This is a genomic window from Stappia sp. G46H5W, from assembly GCF_058448995.1.
The window spans coordinates 793315-816958 of record NZ_JBZFLL010000001.1; the positions used below are offsets into that span (position 1 = coordinate 793315).

21 protein-coding genes are annotated in these 23644 nt (G+C 69.0%); 17 read left to right on the top strand and 4 right to left on the bottom strand.

The genetic code is table 11. The annotated features are described in order from the left end of the window. Nucleotides 1–108: 108 nt before the first annotated feature. On the bottom strand, nt 109–1023 hold the full coding sequence (locus tag ACVJ6E_RS03170; protein WP_120268935.1) for a LysR family transcriptional regulator: 915 nt from the start codon (nt 1021–1023) through the stop codon (nt 109–111). Nucleotides 1024–1138: 115 nt separating this feature from the next. Between ACVJ6E_RS03170 and ACVJ6E_RS03175 the strand changes: the two genes are divergently transcribed. Together ACVJ6E_RS03175 and ACVJ6E_RS03180 are read left to right on the top strand one after the other, a co-directional pair. Further along, nucleotides 1139–2692 carry a proton-conducting transporter transmembrane domain-containing protein gene (locus tag ACVJ6E_RS03175; RefSeq protein WP_120268934.1) on the top strand — a complete coding sequence of 518 codons (1554 nt, stop codon included), beginning with the start codon at nt 1139–1141 and terminating at the stop codon, nt 2690–2692. Between the two features lie 18 nt (nt 2693–2710). Beyond that, on the top strand, nt 2711–5113 hold the full coding sequence (locus ACVJ6E_RS03180) for a DUF2309 domain-containing protein (RefSeq protein WP_120268933.1): 2403 nt from the start codon (nt 2711–2713) through the stop codon (nt 5111–5113). 52 nt (nt 5114–5165) lie between these two features. On the opposite strand, the gene ACVJ6E_RS03185 is transcribed toward ACVJ6E_RS03180, so the two are convergent. Next, nucleotides 5166–5912: a DeoR/GlpR family DNA-binding transcription regulator gene (locus ACVJ6E_RS03185; protein WP_120268932.1), complete on the bottom strand. Its 747-nt coding sequence runs from the start codon at nt 5910–5912 to the stop codon at nt 5166–5168. Nucleotides 5913–5974: 62 nt separating this feature from the next. On the opposite strand from ACVJ6E_RS03185, the gene ACVJ6E_RS03190 reads away from it, so the two are divergent. The 5 genes from ACVJ6E_RS03190 to ACVJ6E_RS03210 all read left to right on the top strand — a co-directional run bounded on the left by ACVJ6E_RS03190 (nt 5975) and on the right by ACVJ6E_RS03210 (nt 10795). Further along, nucleotides 5975–6607: a TIGR00725 family protein gene (locus ACVJ6E_RS03190; RefSeq protein WP_083202422.1), complete on the top strand. Its 633-nt coding sequence runs from the start codon at nt 5975–5977 to the stop codon at nt 6605–6607. Nucleotides 6608–6662: 55 nt separating this feature from the next. After that, entirely contained in the window at nt 6663–7754 is a 1092-nt protein-coding gene (locus ACVJ6E_RS03195; protein WP_120268931.1) for an ABC transporter ATP-binding protein, read from the top strand. Beyond that, a complete protein-coding gene (locus ACVJ6E_RS03200; RefSeq protein ID WP_067339258.1) occupies nt 7751–8653 on the top strand; it encodes a carbohydrate ABC transporter permease in 903 nt (300 codons plus the stop codon). Before ACVJ6E_RS03195 ends, ACVJ6E_RS03200 begins: the two co-directional genes overlap by 4 nt. After that, nucleotides 8650–9474 carry a carbohydrate ABC transporter permease gene (locus ACVJ6E_RS03205; protein ID WP_120268930.1) on the top strand — a complete coding sequence of 275 codons (825 nt, stop codon included), beginning with the start codon at nt 8650–8652 and terminating at the stop codon, nt 9472–9474. The genes ACVJ6E_RS03200 and ACVJ6E_RS03205 overlap by 4 nt, the downstream gene beginning before the upstream one ends. Nucleotides 9475–9544: 70 nt before the next feature. After that, nucleotides 9545–10795 (top strand): ABC transporter substrate-binding protein, encoded by a 1251-nt coding sequence (locus ACVJ6E_RS03210; protein WP_120268929.1) that lies wholly within the window; start codon nt 9545–9547, stop codon nt 10793–10795. Nucleotides 10796–10909: 114 nt separating this feature from the next. Here ACVJ6E_RS03210 and ACVJ6E_RS03215 read toward each other — a convergent pair whose 3' ends face one another. Beyond that, nucleotides 10910–11815, bottom strand: a complete 906-nt coding sequence (locus tag ACVJ6E_RS03215) for a LysR family transcriptional regulator (protein ID WP_120268928.1) — start codon at nt 11813–11815, stop codon at nt 10910–10912. A 92-nt stretch (nt 11816–11907) separates the two neighbouring features. On the opposite strand from ACVJ6E_RS03215, the gene ACVJ6E_RS03220 reads away from it, so the two are divergent. From ACVJ6E_RS03220 to ACVJ6E_RS03265, 10 genes are all read left to right on the top strand, one after another. Further along, entirely contained in the window at nt 11908–13209 is a 1302-nt protein-coding gene (locus ACVJ6E_RS03220) for an FAD-dependent oxidoreductase (protein WP_120268927.1), read from the top strand. Next, on the top strand, nt 13206–14384 hold the full coding sequence (locus ACVJ6E_RS03225; RefSeq protein ID WP_120268926.1) for an NAD(P)/FAD-dependent oxidoreductase: 1179 nt from the start codon (nt 13206–13208) through the stop codon (nt 14382–14384). Before ACVJ6E_RS03220 ends, ACVJ6E_RS03225 begins: the two co-directional genes overlap by 4 nt. A gap of 13 nt (nt 14385–14397) precedes the next feature. Further along, a complete protein-coding gene (locus ACVJ6E_RS03230; protein WP_120268925.1) occupies nt 14398–15111 on the top strand; it encodes an SDR family NAD(P)-dependent oxidoreductase in 714 nt (237 codons plus the stop codon). Between the two features lie 79 nt (nt 15112–15190). Further along, complete coding sequence (locus ACVJ6E_RS03235) at nt 15191–16732, top strand: ABC transporter substrate-binding protein (RefSeq protein ID WP_120268924.1); 1542 nt, start codon at nt 15191–15193, stop codon at nt 16730–16732. A gap of 167 nt (nt 16733–16899) precedes the next feature. Further along, on the top strand, nt 16900–17841 hold the full coding sequence (locus tag ACVJ6E_RS03240) for an ABC transporter permease (RefSeq protein ID WP_120268923.1): 942 nt from the start codon (nt 16900–16902) through the stop codon (nt 17839–17841). A 41-nt stretch (nt 17842–17882) separates the two neighbouring features. Then, nucleotides 17883–18752, top strand: coding sequence for an ABC transporter permease (locus ACVJ6E_RS03245; protein ID WP_083202435.1), 870 nt, complete (start codon nt 17883–17885; stop codon nt 18750–18752). Then, nucleotides 18749–20545 carry an ABC transporter ATP-binding protein gene (locus tag ACVJ6E_RS03250; RefSeq protein WP_120268922.1) on the top strand — a complete coding sequence of 599 codons (1797 nt, stop codon included), beginning with the start codon at nt 18749–18751 and terminating at the stop codon, nt 20543–20545. The genes ACVJ6E_RS03245 and ACVJ6E_RS03250 overlap by 4 nt, the downstream gene beginning before the upstream one ends. Nucleotides 20546–21084: 539 nt before the next feature. After that, a complete protein-coding gene (locus ACVJ6E_RS03255; RefSeq protein ID WP_120268921.1) occupies nt 21085–21723 on the top strand; it encodes a TetR/AcrR family transcriptional regulator in 639 nt (212 codons plus the stop codon). Beyond that, nucleotides 21720–22265, top strand: coding sequence for a GFA family protein (locus ACVJ6E_RS03260; RefSeq protein WP_491676392.1), 546 nt, complete (start codon nt 21720–21722; stop codon nt 22263–22265). The genes ACVJ6E_RS03255 and ACVJ6E_RS03260 overlap by 4 nt, the downstream gene beginning before the upstream one ends. After that, nucleotides 22252–22566, top strand: a complete 315-nt coding sequence (locus ACVJ6E_RS03265) for a DUF6958 family protein (RefSeq protein WP_120268920.1) — start codon at nt 22252–22254, stop codon at nt 22564–22566. The genes ACVJ6E_RS03260 and ACVJ6E_RS03265 overlap by 14 nt, the downstream gene beginning before the upstream one ends. 22 nt (nt 22567–22588) lie before the next feature. Here the strand turns inward: ACVJ6E_RS03265 and ACVJ6E_RS03270 are convergent, their stop codons facing one another. Then, nucleotides 22589–23641 (bottom strand): DUF6925 family protein, encoded by a 1053-nt coding sequence (locus ACVJ6E_RS03270; RefSeq protein WP_147421860.1) that lies wholly within the window; start codon nt 23639–23641, stop codon nt 22589–22591. Between the last annotated feature and the right edge of the window lie 3 nt (nt 23642–23644).

A 23644-nucleotide genomic window follows, 5' to 3' on the forward strand; every position in this document is an offset into this window, starting at 1 on the left:
CCGTCGAAAAAAGCGGGTAGGCAATGCCTGCCCAAAAGGCGGGCAGACATTTCAACCCATGCGCGTTTTCAGGGATTGTCTTTCGCGTCTAGCGCGTTTGCGCGCCGATCATGTTGCCGCCCCGTCCCCGGACCTTGCCGGAACGCCGTCCGGTGTGCGGAACAGGAGATCAGCCAGCAGCGGATTGGGGAACCGGCGCTCCACCGTCACCGCCAGGAAGACCTCGGTGATGCCGGGCAAGGGGCTGGCCTCCACCAGCATGCCGTTTGCCAGTTCGTCCCGCACGACAATCGGCGGAATGACCGCAAGTCCCGCGTCTTCGCGGGCCAGCAGGCGGATCATCGTCATGTCGTCGACTTCGGCCGCGATGCGCGGGACCACGCCGAGGCGCGCGGCCAGCACGTCGAAGCCGGCGCGGATCGCCGTCTCGCGGGTCGGCAGAACCAGGGGCTCGCGCGCCAGCAGCTCCACCAGCGGACGCCCCTGCCCCGCCCGCTCCGGCGTTCCGATCAGACCGGCCGCCTGTTCAGCAACGCGGTGAACCAGATACCGGCGGGCCTCGTCGCGCGCCGGCGCCACGTTGGTCAGCACCACGTCCAGCGCCAGCGACTCCAGCCCGGCGAGCAGTTCCTTCTGGCTGCCCGAGCGCACCACCACGTCCACATCCGGCTTGCCGATGACCGGCAGCAGGAACTGGATCTGCAGGTTGCGCGACAGGGTGCTCAGCGCCCCGACGCGCAGGGCGCGCGGCTTCTGCCCGCCGCCTTTCAGCGTCGCCGACAGGTCTTCTGCGGTGCGGAAGATCGCCTGCGCATGGTCGAGCGCGATGCGCCCGGCCTCGGTCAGCACCAGCCCGCGCCCGCGCCGCTCGAAGAGGTCGTGCCCCAGCGATCCTTCCAGCGCCTTCACCTGCGCCGACAGGGCAGAGGCCGACAGGTTGAGCCGGCGCGCCGCTCCGGTGAGCGTCCCGTCCTCGGCGACGGCACTGAACAGGCGAAGATGATGGAGGTTGAGCGGCGGCATGATCCCCTTCCGCTGACCGTTCTATTGAATAGAATGATTTCCGCTTAAATATGTAATTTTCTTGAATATTGGCAAGCGATATCTCCGGCGCGCACTTCACTTTCGGAGATTCCCCATGTTCCCCACGGCGCTCGCCCCCCTGCCGCTTCTGCTCATTGCCGCCTGCGCCCTGGCCCGCCCCGGTCGCCGACCGGGCGCATTGCCGATGCTCGCCGAGGGCGCCGCGCTGCTCTCCCTCGCGCTTGCCCTTGCCGGCGCGCTCCATCTGGCCATCAGCGGCCCGGCAACGCTCGCCGTCGGCAGCGGCGCCTTTGCCCTGGCGCTCACCCTCGACACGGTGTCGGCGGTCATGTCGGTTCTGGTCGCCTTCGTCGGCTGGGTGGTGGTGCGCTTCTCGCGCAGCTATCTCGACGGCGAGGCGCGGGAGGGCACCTTCCACGGCCTGCTGCTCGCCGCCGTCGCCGCCGTCCTCGTGCTGGTACAGGCCGCCACCCTGCCGGTCCTGATCCTCAGCTTCGTCCTCGTCGGCGCGCTGCTGCGGCAGCTGCTGCTGTTCTACCGCGAGCGGCCGCAGGCCCGGCGGGCCGCGGCCAAGTTCACCCTCGCCTGGACGGCCGGCGACGCCGCGCTGCTGCTCGCCGCCCTCGGCTTCTGGGCCGCCTTCGGCACGCTGTCGCTCGCCGGCGTCAGTGAGGCTGCCCGGGCCGGCGACATGCCGCTTGCCGCCGACATCGCCGTGCTGCTCGTCGTGCTTGCCGCGCTGCTGAAGACGGCGGCCTTTCCCCTACACGGGTGGCTGACCGAGGTGATGGAAGCCCCCACCCCGGTCTCGGCGCTGCTGCATGCGGGCATCATCAATGCCGGCGGCCTGCTGCTCATCCGTCTTGCCGAGCCGGTGCAGGCGAGCCCGGCGGCGATGACGCTGCTGGTCATGCTCGGCGGTTTCTCGGCCCTGTTCGGCGCGCTGGTCATGCTGACCCAGAGCGCGGTGAAGACGGCGCTCGCTTGGTCGACGGTCGCGCAGATGGGCTTCATGCTGCTGCAATGCGGGCTCGGCCTGTGGCCGCTCGCCCTGCTGCACATCGTCGCTCACTCGCTCTACAAGGCGCACGCCTTCCTCTCCTCCGGCACGGCGGTGCGCGCGGTGCAGGCAACGCGGCGGCCGGGCCCCGTCGCCGCGCCCGGCCTTGCCGCAGTGGCGCGCGCCTTCCTGCTCGCCCTCGCTCTTTATGCGGCCGTTGCCGGCGCCTTCTCGCTGCTGCCGCTGGAAAAGTCGGCACAGGCGCTGGCCTTGGGCGCGATCCTGATCTTCGGCGTCGCCTATCTGGTGGCGCAGGGTCTCGCCGACGCCGCTCCCGCCGCCCTCACCCGCAAGACCGCCAAGGCCTCGGTCGCGGCCGCCATCGGCTATTTCGGCTTCCACGTGCTGGCCGGGCTGGTGGTCGGCGGCGCGCTGCCGGCCCCGCCCCAGGCCGGCCCGCTGGAATGGGCGCTGATCGCCCTGGCGCTCGCCTCCTTCGGCGGTGTCGCCGTCGCACAGGCGCTGTTCCCGCACTGGGCGCATCACCCGGCGACGGCAGGCCTGCGGGTCCACTTCGCCAACGGCTTCTACGTGAATGCCGCCGTCGACCGCCTGATCGGCGGCTTCCGGCTCCCCTCGTCCCACTGATCCTCGGAAGGTTCCATCATGCTCACGCCTCCGACCTCCCTTGCCACGCCGCAGGTGACCGCTCTTCTCCAGGCGGCAGACCGGGCCGCCCGGCGGGTGCCGCCGGCCTTCCCGCTGGACGCCACCGTCGCCGTCAACCCGTTCCTCGGCCAGACCGGCGAGGACATGGCAGAAGCCGCCGCGCGCCTTGCCCGGGTCGCCGGCAGCGACATCGTGCCGGCACGGCGCCTCCATGCCGATGCGCTCGCCGCGCAGACGATCACCGCGCAGGACCTGCAGGACGCCCTGGATGCCGCGCCCTTCGCCGACAAGCCGGCGGACATCGAGAGCTTGCGGGCGCGCCTTGCGCAACCCGCTGCCGCCCCCTCGCCGCTGCCGACGCTGGCCGATCTTGCCGCCCGCGCCACCGGCACCGACTGGCCGGAGATCGTCGCCCGCACCACCGGGCTTTGGGCCGCGGGCCATTTCGACCGGGGACAGGCGCTGTGGACGCCTGCACCCGGCCGCTCCGCCTTCGCCGCCTGGCGGGAATGGGCGCAGCACGACCTGACGCCCGAGCTTGCCGGACTTTCCGGCTTCTGCCGGCATGTCGCCGCCTGTCCGGACACGCCGGAGCGGGCGATCCTGCGCGCGGCCACCACGCTCGGTGTCAGCGGCGCTGCGGCGGAAACCCTCTACCACCGGCTGCTGGTCGATCTCGGCGGCTGGGCCCAGCACGCCCGCTACCTGCTCTGGCAGGCGGAGCTTGCGGGGAGCACCGACACCACCCTGACGGACCTTCTCGCCATCCGGCTGGTCTTCGAGGAGGCGCTGTTCCTCACCTTCGGTGATGCCGTGAAGGAAGACTGGCAGGGCGTCATCGCCGCCCATGGCGAGGCGCCCGGCGCCAGTGCCGACCAGATCACTGACGCCATCCTGCAGGACGCGGCCGAGCGCTCGTTCCAGCGGCGGCTCGCCGCCCGTCTCCAGGCTCCCGAGAAACATGAGACAACCGAACGGCCCGCCCTGCAGGCGGCCTTCTGCATCGACGTGCGCTCGGAAGTGTTCCGGCGGGCGCTGGAAAGCCAGGACGCCGGCATCAGGACGCTCGGCTTTGCCGGCTTCTTCGGCCTGCCGGTCGCCCATCATCCGCACGGCTCGGTGGAGAGCGAGGCGCATCTGCCCGTGCTGCTGACGCCGGGCATGACCTCCACCGCGCAGCTGGAGCCGCAGGCCGAGACGGCCGGGCGGATCACGGCGCGGGCGCGGCGGGCGTGGAATCGCTTCCGGCAGGCCGCCGTCTCCTCCTTCGCCTTCGTGGAGGCGGCCGGCCCGCTCTACGCGGCCAAGCTGCTGCGCGACGCGCTCTCGCTGGCGCCCGCACATCACCACGCCCACCACCACGGCTGCGCGCCGCGGCTCGATCCGGCGCTGACCGCCCGGCAAAAGGCCGAGACCGCGGCGACCGTGCTCAAGGCGATGTCGATGATGCAGGGCCATGCCCGGCTGGTGCTGCTGCTCGGCCACGGCGCCAGCACGACCAACAACCCGCAGGACAGCGCCTATCATTGCGGCGCCTGCGGCGGTCACACCGGCGAGGTCTCCGCACGGCTGCTGGCGCAGCTTCTCAACGATCCCGAGACCCGCGCCGGGCTTGCCGAGATGGGCCTTGCGATCGCCGACGACACGCTGTTCGTCGCCGGCCTGCACGACACCACCACCGACGAGGTGACGCTCTTTGCGAAGGATGCCCCGTCGCAGGAGCATGCGCCGGATCTCGCCTTCGCGCGGGAAAAGCTCGCCGAGGCGGGACGGCTCGCCCGGATCGAGCGGGCCGCCCGGCTGCCGGGCGCCAGCCACGACCGGCTGGCCTTGCGGGCGCGCAACTGGGCCGAAACCCGGCCCGAGTGGGGCCTTGCCGGCTGCTCCGCCTTCATCGCCGCGCCGCGCGGCGTCACCGCCGGGGCGGACCTCGGCGGGCGGGTCTTCCTGCATTCCTACGACTGGCGGGCAGACGAGGGCATGAAGGTGCTGGAGCTGATCCTCACCGCGCCGGTGGTCGTGGCGAGCTGGATCTCGCTGCAATATTACGGCTCGACCGTCGCGCCCGACCTCTTCGGAGGCGGCAACAAGCTGCTGCACAACGTGGTCGGCGGCATCGGCGTCGTGGAGGGCAATGGCGGGCGGTTGCGCGCCGGCCTGCCGCTGCAGGCGGTCAGCGACGGGGCGCGGCTGATGCACGAGCCGCTGCGGCTGTCGGTGCTGGTGGAGGCCCCGCGCGAGGCGGTGCACGACATCCTGTCCCGGCACGAGGGCCTGCGCGCCCTCTTCGACAAGGGCTGGATGCACCTGTTGCTGCTGGAAGACGGCAAGGTCTCGGCCCGCTACCGGCCCGGCCTTGCCTTTGAAACCGTGACGTTGCCGCTGCAGGAAGCAGCCTGACAGAGAGGTTCCGGCCCGCCTCGTGCGGGCCGGACGCCGACGGCAGGACGGCTCAGCCGGCCTCTACCGCCAGGTCCTGACGACCGTCGATCACCTGCTCGAAGTCCGACAGCATGGCGATGGTGGAGAGCGCCGAGCGGCCGAACTTGCTCGCCGTCGCCAGCAGCAGCGACTTGCGCGCCGCCTGCATCGCCACCTTCTTCACGGCGATCTTCGACAGGTCGTAGTCCATCACCCGCCCCTCGGCATCCACCGCCGAGCAACCGATCAGCGCATAGTCGAGCCGCAGGCCCTGCAGCGCCAGCATCGTCTCCTCGCCGACCAGCGAGCCGTCGCGTCCGGCCACCCGCCGGCCGATCACGTTGACGTCGTGGCGCGAGGGATCGAAGGCGAGCGCGGCGCGCATGCTGTTGGTGAAGACGCGAAAGCCCGGCCGGGCGTTGAGCGCCTTGGCGGCCATCTCGACCGTGGTCCCGACATCGAGGAAGAGGCTCGCCCCGTCGGGCACGCAGGCTGCGGCCGTCTGCGCGACCCGCACCTTGTCCTCCACGGAGAGCTGTTCCTTCTGCCCGTGGTCGAGCCGCAGCGTCTCGGTCTGGCCGGTGACGCCCGCCCCACCGTGGAAGCGCTGCAGCCGGCCGGCATCGGCCAGCGCGATGATGTCGCGCCGGATCGTCTGCGCCGACACGCCGAACTCCTCGGCAAGGCTCTCGATGGTGACGAACCCGTTGCGCTCGGTGAGCGCCAGGATCTCGCGCTGGCGGGGGCTGAAGGCCGACAAGGGCTCGACTCGATTCATGGACTTGTCGTACTCCGCTATTTGAATGTAAAAAAGTTTACATCAACGATCGGAGCCGGCCAATGGGTAACACGCGTTATTTTCTGTCTGATGACACCGTCCACAGCGAGCAGGGCCGCCTCGACGCATGGGACTGGCGCTGGCAGGCCTGCGCGCTTCCCGCCGATGCCCGCGCCGTTTCCGCCCGCGAGGCGCTGGCCGCCATCGGTGCGAAGGGCGGCGCCCGCCGCGTGCCCGTCGGCATCATCGGGCCGCGTGCGGCAACGCCGGAACAGTATGCCGGGGCCGAGGCCGTGGGCCGGGCGCTCGGCGCCCTCGGCCTGACCGTGATCTGCGGCGGCAAGAGCGGCGTCATGGAGGCTGCAGCCAAGGGGTGCCGCGAGGCCGGCGGCCTCACCATCGGCATGCTGCCGGACCACGACTGGCGCTGCGCCAACGACCATATCGCCATCCCGATCGCCACCGGCCTCAGCGAGGGCCGCAACATGATCATCGCCAAATCGTCGGCCGTTCTGGTCGCCGTCGGCGGGTCCTACGGCACCCTGTCGGAGATCGCCTACGGCCTGCATTTCTCCAAGCCCGTCATCGGCCTGCTCGGCGCGCCGGCGGTCGAGGGACTGGAAATGGCGAGCGATCCGGAGGACGCGGTCGAGCGGCTTTGCGGGCATCTGATGGCAATGGCAACTTCGTCATAAAAGTTACACGCACGCCCCTCACAATGTAAGAAAGCTTACAAGGCTGGCACACACGATGAGCACCACCCCGACACTGGAACTGAAGGGCGTCACGCGCCGGTTCGGACCGCAGACCGTCCTCGACCGCGTCGACGTCTCCATTCCCTCCGGCAGCTTCACCGCGCTGCTGGGCGCGTCCGGCTGCGGCAAGTCGACGACCTTGCGCATCATGGCCGGGCTCGACCGGCCGAGCGAGGGGGCCGTGCTTCTGAACGGCGCGGATGTGGCCGACCGAACCGCTCACGAGCGCAATGTCGCGATGGTGTTCCAGTCCTATGCGCTCTACCCGCATCTGAGCGTGGAGCAGAACATCGCCCTGCCGCTGGCCATGCGCCACCTTACCACGCTCGGCCGCATGCCGGTCCTCGGCCGCTTCGCCCCCGGCAGCGGCGAGGCGCGCGCGAAGATCCGCCGCGCGGTCGGCGAAGTGGCGGAAATGCTCGGCCTGGAGCAGCTGCTGCACCGCAAGCCGGCGCAGCTCTCCGGCGGTCAGAAGCAGCGCGTCGCGCTCGGCCGCGCATTGGTGCGCGATCCCGTGCTCTTCCTGCTCGACGAGCCGCTGTCCAATCTCGATGCCCGGCTGCGCGTGAAGATGCGCTCCGAGCTCGTCGCCCTGCACAAGCGCACCGGCCGGCCCTTCGTCTACGTCACCCACGACCAGTCCGAGGCCATGGCGATGGCCGACCAGATCGTCGTGATGATCGGCGGACGGGTCGCCCAGGCCGGCACCCCGCAGGACCTTTACGAGCGTCCCGCCTCGCGCGAGGTCGCCGGCTTCATCGGCACCAATGCCATCAATTTCTTCGAACCCGGCAGCGCGCCGGCCGGCCTGCACCCGGCGGCCGGCTCGGCGGTGATCGCGCTGCGGCCCGAACATCTCAGCCCAGCCGCCTCCGGCACGGTCGAGGCCCGTCTCGAGACGGCGGAATATCTCGGCTCGGAGGTGGTGCTGGCCCTGCGGGCGGAGAGCGGTGCGGAGCTGCGGGCCATTGCGCCCGGCAACTACGCCATTCCCGCCCCCGGCAGCGCCGTGCGCCTGGGCTTCGACCCGGCGCAGGTGCATGTCTTCGACGCCGCATCCGGCCAGCGCATCGGAGAAGCGGCATGAGGCGCATGTCGATTGCTCGCCGCGAGGCCCTGACCACGCTCTGGCTCGCCGGCCCTGCGACGCTGGCGATGGTGCTGTTCATCTTCCTGCCCGTCGCCATCGTCGCCCTGCTCTCCTTCACCGACTACCAGTTCGGCGCCACCACGCTGAACTGGACGGGGCTGGAGAACTACCAGCGCCTGCTCGGCTCGACGCTGGGGCAGCGGGCCATCACCAACACCCTGCTTTACGTCGCCATCGTCATTCCGGCCTCCGTCGCGCTCGGCCTGCTGGTGGCGCTCGGCCTGCACCGGATGACCGGCTGGGCTCCGGGTCTCGCCCATGCGCTGCGCGCCGTCTACTTCCTGCCCGTCGCCGCGACGCTGGTCGCCATGTCGGTCGCCTGGCAGATGGTGCTGCATCCCTCGCTCGGCGTGGTCAACCACGTGCTCGCGGCCCTTGGCGGCGAGCCGCGCAACTGGCTCAGCGACCGGGGCCTGGTGCTCTACACCCTGGCGGTGATCGGCATCTGGCAGACCGTCGGCTACAACATGGTGCTGTTCCTGGCCGGCCTCGTCGCCATCCCGCCGGAGCTCTACGACGCGGCAGAGGTCGACGGGGCGGGCGGCGGCTGGTCGCGCTTCTGGACCGTCACCTGGCCGATGCTCGGGCCCACCACCCTCTTCGTGCTGGTGGTGACAGCGACCAACGCCTTCCGGGTGTTCGAGACCGTCGCCACGCTGACGCGCGGCGGCCCGGCCTTCGCCTCCGACACGCTGGTCTACGCGCTCTACCGGGAAGGCTTCGTCTACTTCAAGGCGGGCTATGCCAGCGCCATCACGATGGTCTTCTTCGCCTTCCTGCTGATCCTGACCTTCGCGCAGATCCGCATCGTCGAGAAGAAGGTGCATTACAGATGATCCGCAAGCTCGTCGGCCGTGCCGTTTCCACCGCGCTGCTGCTCGTCGGAGCCGCCGCGATCCTCCTGCCCTTCGTCTGGATGCTGTCGCTGTCGGTGAAGCCGCGCGACGAGATCTTCAGCACCGAGATCGCCCTGCTGCCCTCGCGGCTGGAATGGCGCAATTTCGTCGTGGCGCTGACCAGCACCGACGTGCCGCTGTTCCTGTGGAACGGGCTGGTCGTCGTTGTCGGCATCCTCGTCTTCCAGCTGGTGTTTGCCGTGCCTTGCGCCTATGCGCTGGCGCAGCGGACCTTCCGGGCCCGCGCGCTGGTCTTCGGCCTCGTTCTGGCGGGCCTGCTGGTGCCGTTCCACGTCACCGCGATCCCGATCTTCCTCGGCTTCGCGCAGGCCGGCATCCTCAACACCTACTGGGCGCTGATCCTGCCGTTCATCCCGACCGCCTTCGGCATCTTCCTGTTCCGCCAGGCGATTTCGCAGCTACCGACGGAGCTGTTCGAGGCGGCGCGCGTCGATGGGTTGAGCGAGACCGCCATCGTCTGGCGCATCACCTTCCCGCTGGTGCTGCCGGCGGCGACCGCCTTTGCGATCTTCTCGGTGACCGCGCACTGGAACGACCTGTTCTGGCCGCTGATCGCCACTACCGATCCGCAGCTCGCCACGCCGCCGCGCGGCATTCTCTACTTCCGCGACGAGGAGTCGGGCGACGATGTCGGCCCGCTCATGGCCGCGGCTCTCATCATCACCGCGCCGCTGGTCATCGCGTTCCTGCTGGCGCAGCGCAAGTTCACGCAAGGTCTCGCCGCAAGCGGCCTGAAGTGATGCGGGTAACCGACAACCACAGACGCGGGACAAACCGCGCAACGAGAAACGTCAACCAGGAGTGTCAAGCATGAGACGTGCCCTATTCGCCGCGGCTTTCGCGCTCGTCGCCAGCAGCGCCACTGCCCAGGAGACCGAGATCCGCGTGCACTATGCGATCCCGACCATCTGGGCCGATACGCAGAAGGCGCTTGCCGAGGCCTTCATGGCCAAGCATCCCGACATCAAGGTCACCCTGGACGGCCCGGCCGAGGGCTATCCGGAAGGCGTGCAGCGCCTGCTGCGCGAGGCCGTCGCCGGCACCGCGCCGGACGTTGCCTATGTCGGCCTCAACCGCTGGCGCATCCTGCAGGATCGCGGCCTGACCCAGCCGCTCGACGGCTTCCTCGGCGACAATCCGGCAGAGCAGGGCTACACCCCGGCGCTGCTGTCGCTCGGCAGCTTCAAGGGCCAGCAGCACGCGCTGGCGACCTCCGCCTCGACGCTGGTCATGTATGTGAACCCGAAGCTGGTCGAGCAGGCCGGCGGGTCCATGGACGACTTCCCGACCACCTTCGACGGGGTGATCGAGCTCGCCGCCAAGATCAACGCGCTCAGCGACACGATCGACGGCGTGTGGATCGACCGGCATGACTGGCGCTACCAGTCGCTGCTCGGCGCCTTCGGCGGGCGTCCGATGAACGAGGATGAGACCGACATCACCTTCGACAGCGAGGCCGGCATCGAGGCCGCGCGCCTCTACCAGCGCTTCGCCAAGGAAGCGGGCATGAAGTCCTACGCCGACAGCGACGCCCGCCAGGCCCTTCCGGCCGGCACGCTCGGCATCATGTTCGAGAGCTCCTCGCTGCAGACCCGCTTCGAGCAGGGCGCGGGCGATGCCTTCAAGGTCACCGTCAAGCCGCTGCCGCTGGGCACCGACGACGAGGCGTCCGTCTACTTCCCGACCGGCGGCTCGGGCATCGTCATGCTGACCAAGGACGAGGCCAAGCAGAAGGCGGCGTGGGAGTACATTTCCTTCGTCACCGGGCCCGAGGGCCAGAAGATCATCGTGGAGAACACCGGCTATGCTCCGGCCAACTCCATCGTGGTCGAGGACAAGGAGTATCTCGGCGCCTTCTACGAGAAGGACCCGAACGCGCTCGTCGCCCACACCCAGATCGCCCGCCATGCCGGCCCCTGGTACGCCTATCCGGGCGCCGAGGGCGTCGCGGTCACCGACCTGATCGCCGCCGCCCTGGTGGAAGTGACGGAAGGCGCCGATGCCGAGGCGACCATCAAGGATCTTGCCGAAACGCTGCGCGTCCAGCTCGGCATGAAGTAAGCATCCCGCACTAAACCGGTCTCTCCCAAGACCGGATTGGAGACGGTCGCGCCTTCCGGGTGCGGCCGTTTTCGTTTCCGGCGTCAGTCTTCTCATGACGCGGCATGAGCCGCGTCAGTCGTCCTGATAGCCGCGCACGTAGCGCTCGAACCCGTCGACCAGCGCCAGCGCCTCCGGGCTCAGCTTGTCGCCATGCGGCTTGATGATCGAATATTCGAAGCGGTCGGGGATCTCGACCGGGCGCATCACCCCGCCCATGCGCAGGTGGTCTCGCGCGGTGAACGCATCGACGATGCCGACGCCGAGCCCCCGCATCACCAGCGCCGAGACGATGTGCGAGAGGTAGGACTTCATCTTCTGCACCGGCGGCCGGCGCATCTTGGCGAACACCCGGTCGAAGGCTCGGCCGGACATGGTGGAGTCCACGAAGCCGACGAAGTCGACGCCGGACAGATCCTCCTCGCGCACGATGTCCCGTGTCCCGAGCGGGTGGCCCGGCGGGCCGATGAAGCGGAACGGCACCGAGCCGCTGCCCACCACATCCACCTCGTGCTTGTGGCGCGTCGGGATGCCGAAGCCGATCTGGCACTGACGCAGCGCCACCTGCCGCACCACCGGCAGCGTCGTCATCGACAGGAATTCGGCGCGGAACTCGGCCCGCTCCTGCGACAGCATCGCAATCACGCCGGGCAGCGCCGACTGGGCGATGGCCGGGGCCGCGGCGATGGTCAGCGTCGCCCGGTAGCCTTGGCGGATCTGGGTCGCGGCCCGCTCGATCTGGCCGAGCCCGACGAAGCTGCGCTCCACCTCGGTCCACAGCTCGTGCGCCTCGCGGGTGGCGACGACCCGCCCGCCCCTGCGGCTGAACAGCGGCAGCTGCAGCCGCTCCTCCAGATCGCGGATCAAACGGCTGACGGCAGGTTGCGAGATCGCCATCTCGTCGGCGGCGGCGGAGACCGTTCCCGCGCGCATGACGCAGCGGAAAGCTTCCAGGGAGCGCTGCGAAATCGACGAGACCATAACATTTCCGCATATTCGTGGAAGGAAACGGTATTTGCCTTATACCCGGCACCTTCGCACTCTGACAACAGCAGACAGTCTGGAGGGGCGACGTGAGCGCGGCAGACGATCACCGGCAGGTTCCGGCAAGCACGCAGGTCGTGGTCATCGGCGGAGGCATCGTCGGTGTCTGCACCGCCCTCTTCCTCGCCGAAAAGGGCATTCCCGTCGTCCTGTGCGAGAAGGGCCGCATCGCCGGCGAACAGTCCTCGCGCAACTGGGGCTGGATCCGCAAGGCCGGCCGCGACAACCGCGAACTCCAGCTGATGATCGAGAGCGCCGGCATGTGGCGCGACCTCGCCCCGCGCCTTGGCGAGGACATCGGCTACGGCATTCGCGGCACCACCTATCTCGCGACCAACGAGAAGGAGCTGGAGAAGCACCAGACCTGGCTGCGCGACAATGCCGGTTTCAACCACGGCTCCGTTCTCCTCAGCCCGCAGGAGACGGACGACCTGCTCAAGCGCAACGACCGCCAGTTCGCCGGCGCCCTGCACACCCCGTCCGACGCCACCGCCGAGCCATCCCTCGCCGTTCCGGCGATGGCGCGCTACGCCGCGCGTCTCGGCGCCACGATCATCGAGGGCTGCGCCGTCCGCTCCATCGAGCGTACCGGCGGCAAGGTCCGCTCCGTCGTCACCGAACATGGCGAGATCGCCTGCCAGAGCGTGGTTCTGGCCGGCGGCGTGTGGTCGCGCACCTTCCTGGAAAATCTCGGCCTGTCGCTGCCGCAGCTGGCGGTGAAGTCCTCGGTCCTGCGCACGACGCCCGGTCCCGAGGTCATCGCCGGCGCGGTCGGCGCCACGAAGGCTTCGCTGCGCCGGCGCGCCGACGGCGGCTACACCATCGCCCGCTCGGGCGCGGCGGAGTTCCAGCTGGTGCCGGCCGCATTCCGTCATTTCCTCGACTTCCTGCCCGTGCTGGCCGACCGCTGGCAGATGATGAAGATCCGTCTCAGCGGCGATTTCTTCGGCCCGCTCGGCCGCCATCGCTGGCAGGCCGACGAGGTTACCCCGTTCGAACAGGTGCGGGTGATGGATCCGGTGCCCGATCCGCGCCTTCTCGCCGATGTGCTGGCCGGCGCCAAGGCGCTGCATCCGCGCCTCGACGGCGTCGAGATCGCCCATAGCTGGGGCGGGTTGATCGACGTCATGCCCGACGAGATCCCCGTCGTCGACGAACCCGCCGGCTGGTCGGGCCTCGTCGTCGCCACGGGCCTCTCCGGCCACGGCTTCGGCATCGGCCCCGGCGTTGCCCGCCTGGTGGTCCAGCAGATCGAGGGCGACACGCCGCTGGTCGACATGAAGCCCTTCGCCTACACCCGTTTCGGCAGAAAATCGAAGGCGGCCGCATGAACCATCCCGCCCTCGCCACGCCCGACGTGCTCGTCATCGGCGCCGGTATCACCGGCACCTCGGCAGCGCTCGAAATCGCCAGGGCGGGCGGGAGTGTGGAGGTCATCGACACCTACGGCCCGGCCGCCATGGCCTCGGGCTGGACGCTTGCGGGCGTGCGCCAGTCGGGCCGCCATCCGGCGGAACTGCCGCTGGCGCTCGCCGCCGTGGCGCTGTGGCAGGATCTCCACGAAGACCTCGGCGCGCCGACCGGCTACCGCCGATCCGGCAATCTGCGCCTTGCCCGCACGGACGCGGAAGTCGCCACGATCCGCGCCCTCGTCGAAGACCAGACCCGGGCCGGCCTGCAGCTTTCCTTCCTGCCGGACCTCACCAGCGTGCGCGAGATCGCCCCGGCCCTGTCGGACCGGGTGCTTGCCGCCTCGTTCTGTCCCTCCGACGGCCATGCCGACCCGCTTGCGACCGTCACCGCCTATGCGAACCGCGCCGAGAGCCTCGGTGCGCGCCTTTCCTTTGGCGAGCGGGTCCTGCGGCTGGAGGCGGAGGGCGGGCGCATCGTGCGCGTCGTCACCGACCGCCGCACCCTCAGCCCCGGCACGGTGCTGATCGCTGCCGGTTTCCTCGTCAACGAGCTGCTCGCCCCGCTCGGCCACGGCATTCCGCTGCGCCGGCCGATGGTCACGGTGCTGCGCAGCGTGCCCTGCCCGCCCCTGCTCACCCCCGTGCTCGGCGTCGCCAATGCCAATATGGCCGCGCGCCAGGAGAACGACGGGCGCATGCGCGTCACCAGCGGCATGGAGGAGTGGGCCGGCGAGATCGTCGAGACCAGCGGGCGCCCCACCATCCGCCCGCGCATGCGGGCCCTTGGCGAGACCATCGCCAAGGTCGCCGAGGTGCTGCCGGGCTTTGCCGAGGTGGAGCTGGCCGAGTGCTGGGCCGGCGCACTCGACCTGACGCCGGATGCCCTGCCCGTGATCGACCGGCTGCCCGGCCTCGACAATGCGGTCGTGGCCGCGGGTTTTTCCGGCCACGGCTTCGGCATCGGCCCGGTCACGGGTCCCATCGCCGGCCGCATCGCGCTCGGGCGGGAGCCCGGCCACGATGTGTCCGCCTTCCGCTACGGCCGCTTTGCCGCACAAACCGGCCCCGATGCGCCGCTGACCCTGCACGGATAGAGGAGACAAGCCCATGCTCAATCCCGAAGGCCGCGTGGTCATGGTGTCCGGCGCCAGCCGGGGCATCGGGCTGGCGATCACTCGCAAGCTGCTCGACAAGGGCTACAGCGTCAGCGCCGGCGCGCGGAACCCGGATGCGCTCGCCGAGCTCTTGGCGGATGCGCCGGGCGACCGGTTCCTGTGCGCCCGTTATGATGCAGCAGACCGCGCCACGCATGGCGCGTGGCTGGCCGCGACGCTTGCCCGCTTCGGCCGCCTCGACGGGCTGGTCAACAATGCCGGCACATCCAACACCTTCTCCATCGAGAGCGGCGAGGAGGAGGACCTCGACGCGCTGTGGACGATCAACGTCAAGGGGCCGCTGTTCCTGACGCGGGCCTGCCTGCCGCACCTGAAGGCCGCCGGCAGCGGCCGGGTGATCAATGTCGCCTCGCTCTCGGGCAAACGCGTGCGCAATGAGAACATTGCCTATAACATGACCAAGCACGCCCTCATGGCGCTGACCCACGGCACCCGCCGCATCGGCTGGGATCATGGCGTACGCGCCACCGCCGTCTGCCCGAGCTTCGTCGCGACCGACCTCACCGACGGGGTCACCAAGATCTCCCGGGAGGAGATGATCCACCCCGACGATTTCGCCGAGATCACCGCCCTGGCGCTGGCCCTGCCGAACACGGCAGCCATGGCGGAAATGCTGGTAAACTGCCGGCTTGAAGACACGCTGTGAGGAGCAGCGTGACCGTAAAAAGGGCCCCATAGACAAAAAAATACAAAACAAAACAAAACATCGACCAGAGGACAGGACCATGAAAACCGGACTGGGAATTGCACTTGCAGCCTTGCTGGCGACAGGACAGGCCTATGCCGCCGGAACGACCCTGAATGTGGGTATGGCGAGCGCGGATGCGGGCAAGCTCGACCCGCATGTGGCGACCTCCACCCCCGACAAGGGCCTCCTTCACTGGATGTTCAACGGTCTGGTGCGGATCAAGCCGGGCGAGGCGAGCCCGGAATTCATCGAGCCGGACATCGCCAGCAACTGGACCACCTCCGAGGACGGCCTGACCTGGGTCTTCTCCCTGCGCGACGACGTGGAGTGCCACGGCGACTACGGCAAGATCGACGCGGAGGACGTGGTCTATTCGCTGAAGCGCTCGGCCAATACGGACATCTCCGCCTTTGCCAAGGACTACACCGCCTTCGACAGCGTCGAGGCGACCGGCCCGATGGAAGTCACCATCAAGCTCAAGAACAAGATCCCGAGCCTGCTCGGCCTGCTGGTGCCGTATCATGGCGGCAACATCGTGTGTAAGGACGCGGTCGAGGCGCTCGGCGAGAACTATCAGCGCACTCCCGTGGGCACCGGCCCCTTCATGTTCGCCGAATACCAGCCGCAGCAATATGTGAAGCTGGTCGCCAACCCGGAATATTTCCGCGGCGAGCCGAAGATCAAGGAAATCTACTACCGCTACATCCCGTCCGACTCCTCGCGTGACCTGGCCTTCCAGTCCGGCGAGGTCGACATGATCTACGGCAAGCAGGAACAGACCTGGGTCGAGCGCATCAAGCAGGTGCCGGGCACGGTCGTCTCGGTGATGACGCCGGGCGAGATGTCGGTCATCCATCTCAACATGACGATGCCGCCGCTCGACGATCTGCGCGTGCGCAAGGCCGTCGCCCATGCGATCAGCCGCGACGCCATGGTCCAGTTCAAGGGCCCGGACGTCACGCTCGCGGCGATCTCGCCGGTGCCCGAGGGGCATCTGGGCTACACCGCCGACGTGCCGACCTACGAGTATTCGGTCGAGAAGGCCAAGGCCCTGCTCGCCGAGGCCGGCCATCCGGACGGCGTGACGATCAAGGCGATCCACACCACGCTGCCGGGCATGCTGACCACCATGGAGGCGATCCAGGCCCTGCTGCGCGAGGCGAACATCAACCTGGAGATCGAGACCGTCGAGCACGCGACGTTCCACGAGCAGATCCGCAAGGACATGAGCCAGGTGACGCATTACGCGGCCGCCCGCTTCCCCGTCGCGGACGTCTACCTGACGCAGTTCTTCTACTCCCCGTCGATCGTCGGCACGCCGACGGCCATCACCAACTTCTCCCATTGCGCGGTTGCCGATGCGGAGATCGAGGCCGCGCGCGTGGAAGGCGACAAGCAGAAGCAGCTCGAGTACTGGGCCGAGGCCCAGCGCAAGATCATGGCGGAAGTCTGCGCCGTGCCGATCGTGCAGAGCATGCAGCTGTGGGCCTGGAAGGACACGCTCGACCTCGGCGTCGATGTGAAGGGTTCGCTGAACCTCAGCCCGCCCGTCACCGAAGCCGCGTCCTTCTCGCAGTGAGAAGCGCGTAAGCTCCGCACCGGAGGGCCCTGACCGGCCTTGCCGGCAAGTGACGACGCTTCTTCCGCCGGGCGCCCAGCGCGTGCCCGGCGGGGGCAGCGATCTCATCCGCCACGGTGGGTGCGTGCAGGCGCATCCCGACCGTGGGCGACGGAGGCTCGCCTTACATGACCGCATTCGTTCTCAAGCGGCTTGGTTTCGCGGCGATCACGCTTTTCGCCGTGCTGACCATCGTCTTCTTCATCGTCCGCGTGCTGCCGGGCGATCCGGCGCTGGCGATCCTGGGCGACCAGGCCAGCCAGTCGGCGCTGGAGGCCCTGCGCATCCGCCTTGGCCTCGATGTCCCGCTCTACCAGCAGTATTTCGTCTTTCTTGGCGGCGTCGTGGTGGGCGACTGGGGCGTTTCCATGGTTTCCGGCCGGCCGGTGATCGAGGAAATCCTCAAGGTCCTTCCAGCGACCATCGAGCTCACCGTGGCCTCGCTGATCCTCGGCATCGTCGTCGGCGTGCCCTTCGGCGTGTGGTCGGCAGTGCGGCGCAACAAGCTGCCGGACTATCTCGCCCGCATCGCTTCGCTGCTGGGGCTTTCCTTCCCGGCCTTCGTCTCGGCGGTGCTGCTGCTCCTGTTCTTCTCGATCCACCTGCGCTGGTTCCCGGTGATCAGCTCGGGCCAGGGCAGCGGCCTTGCCGACCGGCTGCGCGACCTTGCCCTGCCGGCGATCAATCTCGGCCTGATCATGGCCGCCTACATCACCCGCGTCACCCGCTCGGCGATGCTGGAGGTGCTCAACCAGGACTATGTGCGCACGGCCAGGGCCAAGGGCCTCGCCTTCGCGGTCATCGTCTGGCGGCACTGCCTGCGCAACGCCCTGATCCCGGTGGTGACCGTCGTCGGCCTCTATCTCGGCATCCTCATCGGCAATTCGGTGCTGACCGAGATCGTCTTCAACCGCCCCGGTCTCGGCAAGCTGATCGTCGGCGCGCTCAACCAGCGCGACTACACGATGCTGCAGGGCATGATGGTCATCTACACGCTGATCGTCGTGCTGGTGAACCTGATCACCGATCTGACCTACGGCCTGATCGACCCGAGGATCAAATACTCATGACGACACAGCCGACCGCCGCGACCGGCCAACGCCCGTCGCGCATGACCTATTACCGCCTCGCGATCGCGACGGTGCTTTCGGGTCTGTTCAACGCCTTCAACGCCAACAAGACCTCGTGGGTCGGCCTTGCCGTGTTCCTGATCGTCGCTCTTCTGGCGATCCTGGCGCCGGTGATCGCCCCTTACGATCCCTTGCAGCAGAACATCCTGTTCCGTCTCAAACCGCCGTCGGAGGCGCACTGGTTCGGCACCGACTATTACGGCCGCGACACGCTCTCGCGCATCCTGTGGGGCGCGCGCATCTCACTGACCATCGGCCTGCTCGCGATCGGCTCGGCGATGATCATCGGCACCCTGATCGGCATGGTCGCCGGCTATTTCGGCGGCCGCACCGACCTGCTGGTCATGCAGGTGATGGACGTGCTCCTCGCCTTCCCCTCGCTGATCCTCGGCCTGATCGTCGTCGCCATGCTCGGCCCGTCGGTCGCCAATCTCGTGATCGCCATCGCGCTCACCGCAATCCCGCCGTTTGCGCGGATTGCCCGGGCGCCGACGATTGCGGTCAAGAACCGCGAGTTTATCGAGGCCGGCCACGCGCTCGGCTACTCGCATATGCGGCTGATGTTCCGCCACATCCTGCCGAACATCGCGCCGGAAGTGCTGGTGATGGGCTCGCTATGGCTGGCCACCGCCATCCGCGTCGAGGCGTCGCTCGCCTTCATCGGCCTTGGCGTCAATCCGCCGACGGCAACCTGGGGCGGCATGATCCGCGAGGGCTTCGAGAACATTCTCGACAGCTTCTGGCTGGCCCTCTTCCCCTCGCTGGCGATCCTTGTCGTCGTCTTCTCTCTCAACCTCCTGGGCGACGGCCTGCGCGATGCGGTCGACCCGCGACTGAAGGGGGAACAATGACCGAGCCCGTTCTCAAGGTCGAAGGCCTCACCACCTCCTTCCGCGTCGACGGTGCGCTGGTGCCGGTGGTGCGCAATCTCGACTTCGCCATCGACACCGGCGAGACCGTCGCCATCGTCGGCGAGTCCGGCTCCGGCAAGTCGGTCACCGCGCTCTCGATCATGCGGCTGCTGCAGGAAGGCACCAGCCGCATCGAGGGCTCCGTCCGCCTGTCCGGGCGCGATCTGCTCACGCTCGACGAGGAGGCGATGCGCGACGTGCGCGGCGGCGAGATCGGCATGATCTTCCAGGAGCCGATGACCAGCCTCAACCCGGTGCTGAAGATCGGCTTCCAGATCGCCGAGGTGCTGCGCCGGCACCGCGGCATGAGCCAGGCCCAGGCCGAAACCGAGGTGCTGCGCCTGTTCGATCTGGTGCGCATTCCCGATGCGAAGCGGCGGATCGGCGAGTATCCGCACTCCTTCTCCGGCGGCATGCGCCAGCGGGCGATGATCGCCATGGCGCTCGCCTGCCAGCCGAAGCTCCTGATCGCCGACGAGCCGACCACCGCCCTCGACGTCACCATCCAGGCCCAGATCCTCCAGCTCGTGCGCGAGCTGCAGACGGAGATCGGCATGGCGGTGATGTTCATCACCCACGACATGGGCGTCGTCGCGGAAATCTCCGACCGGGTCGTCGTCATGCTGCGCGGCGACAAGGTGGAGGAAGCCCCCGTCGACCGGCTGTTCGCCGCACCCGAGCATCCCTATACCAAGATGCTGCTCGGCGCCGTTCCCCGCCTCGGCGGGCTCGGCGACACCAGGACGCCACGCCGCTTTCCCAAGCTCGACGACACGGGCGCGGGGCCCGAGCCCGACAACGAACCGGACATGCGCGGCGCGCCGCTCCTGGAAGTGCGCAACCTGACGACGCGGTTTTCCGTGCGCGGCGGGCTGCTCAACCGGCCGGTCGGCAATGTCCATGCGGTCGAGGACGTGTCGCTGACGCTTGCCGCCGGCGAGACGCTGGCGCTCGTCGGGGAATCCGGCTGCGGCAAGTCGACGACGGGCCGCTCGATCCTGCGGCTGGTGCAGCCGGCCGGCGGCGAGATCCTGTTCGAGGGCAAGGACCTGATGGCGGCGAGCCATTCCGAGCTGCGCCTTGCCCGCCAGCGGCTGCAGATGATCTTCCAGGATCCCTACGGCTCGCTCAACCCGCGCCAGGCGGTCGGCTCGGCCATTGCCGAACCGATCCGCGTGCACAAGCTGATGGCCGACGAGGCGATCCCCGACCGGGTCAACGAGCTGCTGCGCCTCGTCGGGCTGAAGGAGGAGCACGCGCTGCGCTTCCCGCACGAGTTCTCCGGCGGCCAGCGTCAGCGCATCTGCATCGCCCGCAGTCTGGCGCTCGAGCCGAAGATGATCGTGGCGGACGAGTCCGTCTCCGCGCTCGACGCCTCGATCAAGGCGCAGGTGGTCAACCTGATGCTCGACCTGCAGCGGGAGCTGGGCCTTGCCTATCTCTTCATCAGCCACGACATCGCCGTGGTCGAGCGGGTCAGCCACCGCATCGCCGTCATGCTGCTCGGCGAGATCGTCGAGATCGGCCCGCGCGACGCGGTACTGCGCAACCCGCAGCACCCCTACACCAAGAAGCTGATCGAGGCGGTTCCGGTGCCCGATCCCGCCGACAAGCGCCAGCGCGGCGGGCTGCTCACCGACGAGCTGAAGAGCCCGGTGCGGGCCCTCGACTGGGCCCGCCCGCCATCTCGCATGTATCCGGTCGGCGAGGGTCACATGGTCCGGGAGTTCTAGAAACCGGGAGTTCCGGCCGACAGCTCACGACGGACCGCTCTTCCGGTCGCCTCTTTCTCAGGAGGTCATCCCGGCCGCGCGCAAGCGCAGAGCCGGGAGCCATTGGCACCCTCGGCCAGCGTGAGGTGGAATGCCTCTCCTTGGCGTCTTCCCGGACGAGGCCGAAGGCCGACGATCCGGGACCGGGGAGGCACGGCGGCTGCGGTGCTTCCTGAGCGCTGCCGAAGCGCCCTCGGCTCTCCGATCCCGCATCTGCGCTTCGCTCCGTGCGGGATGACGCGCGGATGGGTGGGGCGTCCTCGCTGCCGCTCTGGAAACCAATAGGCCCCGGCTCTCCGGCTTCGCCTGCGGCCGGGGTGACCTCGGAGGGTGGGGACGGCGCCTCCCCAACCAGCCCACCATCCGACCTCCCCCAGCCCCCATCCAGCCCACCCCAAACCTTCCCCAGCCTCACCCAAGCCTCCCCTCTCCAGCGCCCCCCAGCCAGCTGCCCAGGACTCTCCGTTGCATACATACCAACTGTATGGTATGTATCTGTCATGCCAAGACCATCCAAACAGTCGCCCGAACGCGGCGATGCCCGCACCCGCCTTCTGGAGGCCGCCCAGCACAGCATTCGTGCGAAGGGGTTTGCCGCCACCTCCGTCGACGACCTGTGCCGGCTCGCCGAGGTGACGAAGGGCGCGTTCTTCCACCAGTTCGGGTCCAAGGAAGCGCTCGGCGTTGCCGCGGCCGAGTACTGGGAGAGCGGCACGACGGCTTTCTTCGAGGCGGCGCCCTACCATCTGCCGGACGATCCGCTGGACCGCGTTCTGGCCTATGTCGCCTTCCGCAAGTCGATCATCGAGGGCGACTTTGCAGAGTTCACCTGCCTTGTCGGGACCCTGGTGCAGGAGGTCCACGCCGCCTCGCCGGCCATTCGCGATGCCTGCGGCAGGAGCATCTTCGGCCACGCGGCAACGCTGGAGAGCGACATCCGCGCGGCGATGGAGGCGCGCGGCATTCGCGGCGAGTGGACGGCCGAAAGCCTTGCCCGCCACACGCAGGCGGTCATCCAGGGCGCCTTCATCCTCGCCAAGGCGGGCAACGATCCCGGCCTTGCCCGCGAGAGCCTCGACCATCTCGACCGCTATATCCGCCACCTGTTCGGCCAGCCCCGGGAGGAGACGACACCGTGACCAAAACCATCAAGCTGTCCTGTGCCTGCGGCTCGGTCGAGATGGAGGCGGTCGACCCGCCGATCATGAGCACCGAATGCCTTTGCACGTCGTGCCGGACCGCGGCCGGCGTGTTCGAGGCCCTGCCCGGCGCGCCGCGCCTCAGGGAAGCGACCGGCGGCACCCGGTCGGAGATGTATCGCAAGGACCGCGTCCGCTGCGTCAAGGGCGCCGACCACCTGCGGGAACACCGCCTGACGGCGCAGACCACAACCCGCCGCGTGGTGGCCACCTGCTGCAACACGCCGATCTTCCTCGACTTCACCAGTGGCCACTGGATCGACCTCTACGGTCCCCTGTGGCCCGCCGGCACCCTGCCGCCCCTGCAGATGCGCACCATGACCGGCGACATGGACGATCCCTCCGCTCTGCCGGACGACGTTCCCAACCTGAAGACCCATTCGGCCGGGTTCTTCCTTCGCCTGATCCTTGCCTGGGCCGCGATGGGCTTCCGCCGACCCCGCGCCGACTACGTGAAAGGAGTGCTGGATGTCCCGGCCTGACGACAGGATCGAGATCGAGAACGTCAACATCCCTGGCAAGACCTCGCGTGTCGACCGGGCGAAATACGAGGCGATGCGCACCGCCCTGCTGTCCGTGCTGACGCCGGACAAGCCGGGGCTGACGGTGGCGGAGGCCAAGGCAGCGCTCCTTGCACACCTGCCGGACGCGCTGTTCCCGGCAGGCGCGACCGCCGGCTGGTGGCTCAAGGCGGTCCAGCTCGACCTCGAGGCCAAGGGCACCATCGCCCGCGCGCCGACCAAGCCGCTGCGCCTCTATCGGAGCGCGCCCGGCACCGCCTGACAGGCCCGGTAGCCCGGCGGCTTCAGTGGCCCGGGCGTTCCTCGTCCACCTCGCCTGGCTCCTCCAGCCGGTCGAAGCGCTGGCGCAGCCGCTCGATGCGGCGGGCAAGGTTCGGCCGGCCGACCGCCTCCGCCTGCCGGCCGAGCTGGCGCAGCGCGATGCGCAGGCCCGTGCGGGTCAGCCGGCTGTCCGGCTCGGCGAGCGCGTCTTCCATCCCCTCTTCCAGCGCGTCCAGCACCTTGTCCTTGATCGCCACATAGTCCGGCAGGCCATAGCGGCGCAGCAGCTCCTGGAACTCCTCGTGGCGGGCGGCGTCGAAGGCGATGTCCTCGCCCCGCGCGCCCGAAACCGCGCTTGCCGGATGCAGCATGGCGCAGGGCACCAGCCCTTGCGGGATCGGCGTGTTGGCCGAGTGCGTGCGCCCGGAGCGCAGCAGCTTGGGCAGCACATGGGTATGCGGCCCATCGGGCGAGACGCCGCCCGTGTCCGGCCCGCCGATCATCTGGTAGACCTCGACCCGCCCCAGCTTCGAGCGGGCGATGCGGTGCGGATGCGCCCGCAGGATCGCCGCCATCGCCGGGTTCTGCGGATCGGCCACCGAGCGGCCGGCATTCTCCCGCAGGATCGCCATCAGGTCGGGATCGCTGGTGCGGATGCAGAACTCGATCTGCGGCTGGGCCAGCCCCATGTCGAAGAGTACCGCATCCCGGTCCTCCTCGCGCAGGGCATCCACATCCGGCCCCAGCTCGCTCAGCACCGCCCTTTGCGTTACCGCGGCCTGCTCCTCGGGCAGGCACAGCGCCAGCCCCTGGCCCCAGCGGTTCGCACGCGGGCTCAGCGTCTCGAAGGCCACCGCCCTCGCCTCGTCCAGCGCCGACATGTCGAGGCGGATGCCACCCTTTTCGGTCACCCGGTACAGCTCCTGCGGCCGGTCGACCAGCAGCCGGTCGTCGGCCCGCTGGTGAAACTCGGCGATGGCGCCGAAGGAACCGATGCTCCAGCCCGCGCCCCGGTCGGCCAGCCGGTCGGCGAGGATATCGGCAAGGCTGGACGTGCTCGCTTCGGTCTCTGTCATGCC

Bases quoted from the DNA above. Each gene is read 5' to 3' on its own strand.
- ACVJ6E_RS03170 (WP_120268935.1), bottom strand. From the start codon at position 1,023: ATGCCGCCGCTCAACCTCCATCATCTTCGCCTGTTCAGTGCCGTCGCC.
- ACVJ6E_RS03175 (WP_120268934.1), top strand. From the start codon at position 1,139: ATGTTCCCCACGGCGCTCGCCCCCCTGCCGCTTCTGCTCATTGCCGCC.
- ACVJ6E_RS03180 (WP_120268933.1), top strand. From the start codon at position 2,711: ATGCTCACGCCTCCGACCTCCCTTGCCACGCCGCAGGTGACCGCTCTT.
- ACVJ6E_RS03185 (WP_120268932.1), bottom strand. From the start codon at position 5,912: ATGAATCGAGTCGAGCCCTTGTCGGCCTTCAGCCCCCGCCAGCGCGAG.
- ACVJ6E_RS03190 (WP_083202422.1), top strand. From the start codon at position 5,975: ATGGGTAACACGCGTTATTTTCTGTCTGATGACACCGTCCACAGCGAG.
- ACVJ6E_RS03195 (WP_120268931.1), top strand. From the start codon at position 6,663: ATGAGCACCACCCCGACACTGGAACTGAAGGGCGTCACGCGCCGGTTC.
- ACVJ6E_RS03200 (WP_067339258.1), top strand. From the start codon at position 7,751: ATGAGGCGCATGTCGATTGCTCGCCGCGAGGCCCTGACCACGCTCTGG.
- ACVJ6E_RS03205 (WP_120268930.1), top strand. From the start codon at position 8,650: ATGATCCGCAAGCTCGTCGGCCGTGCCGTTTCCACCGCGCTGCTGCTC.
- ACVJ6E_RS03210 (WP_120268929.1), top strand. From the start codon at position 9,545: ATGAGACGTGCCCTATTCGCCGCGGCTTTCGCGCTCGTCGCCAGCAGC.
- ACVJ6E_RS03215 (WP_120268928.1), bottom strand. From the start codon at position 11,815: ATGGTCTCGTCGATTTCGCAGCGCTCCCTGGAAGCTTTCCGCTGCGTC.
- ACVJ6E_RS03225 (WP_120268926.1), top strand. From the start codon at position 13,206: ATGAACCATCCCGCCCTCGCCACGCCCGACGTGCTCGTCATCGGCGCC.
- ACVJ6E_RS03230 (WP_120268925.1), top strand. From the start codon at position 14,398: ATGCTCAATCCCGAAGGCCGCGTGGTCATGGTGTCCGGCGCCAGCCGG.
- ACVJ6E_RS03235 (WP_120268924.1), top strand. From the start codon at position 15,191: ATGAAAACCGGACTGGGAATTGCACTTGCAGCCTTGCTGGCGACAGGA.
- ACVJ6E_RS03240 (WP_120268923.1), top strand. From the start codon at position 16,900: ATGACCGCATTCGTTCTCAAGCGGCTTGGTTTCGCGGCGATCACGCTT.
- ACVJ6E_RS03245 (WP_083202435.1), top strand. From the start codon at position 17,883: ATGACCTATTACCGCCTCGCGATCGCGACGGTGCTTTCGGGTCTGTTC.
- ACVJ6E_RS03250 (WP_120268922.1), top strand. From the start codon at position 18,749: ATGACCGAGCCCGTTCTCAAGGTCGAAGGCCTCACCACCTCCTTCCGC.
- ACVJ6E_RS03255 (WP_120268921.1), top strand. From the start codon at position 21,085: ATGCCAAGACCATCCAAACAGTCGCCCGAACGCGGCGATGCCCGCACC.
- ACVJ6E_RS03265 (WP_120268920.1), top strand. From the start codon at position 22,252: ATGTCCCGGCCTGACGACAGGATCGAGATCGAGAACGTCAACATCCCT.
- ACVJ6E_RS03270 (WP_147421860.1), bottom strand. From the start codon at position 23,641: ATGACAGAGACCGAAGCGAGCACGTCCAGCCTTGCCGATATCCTCGCC.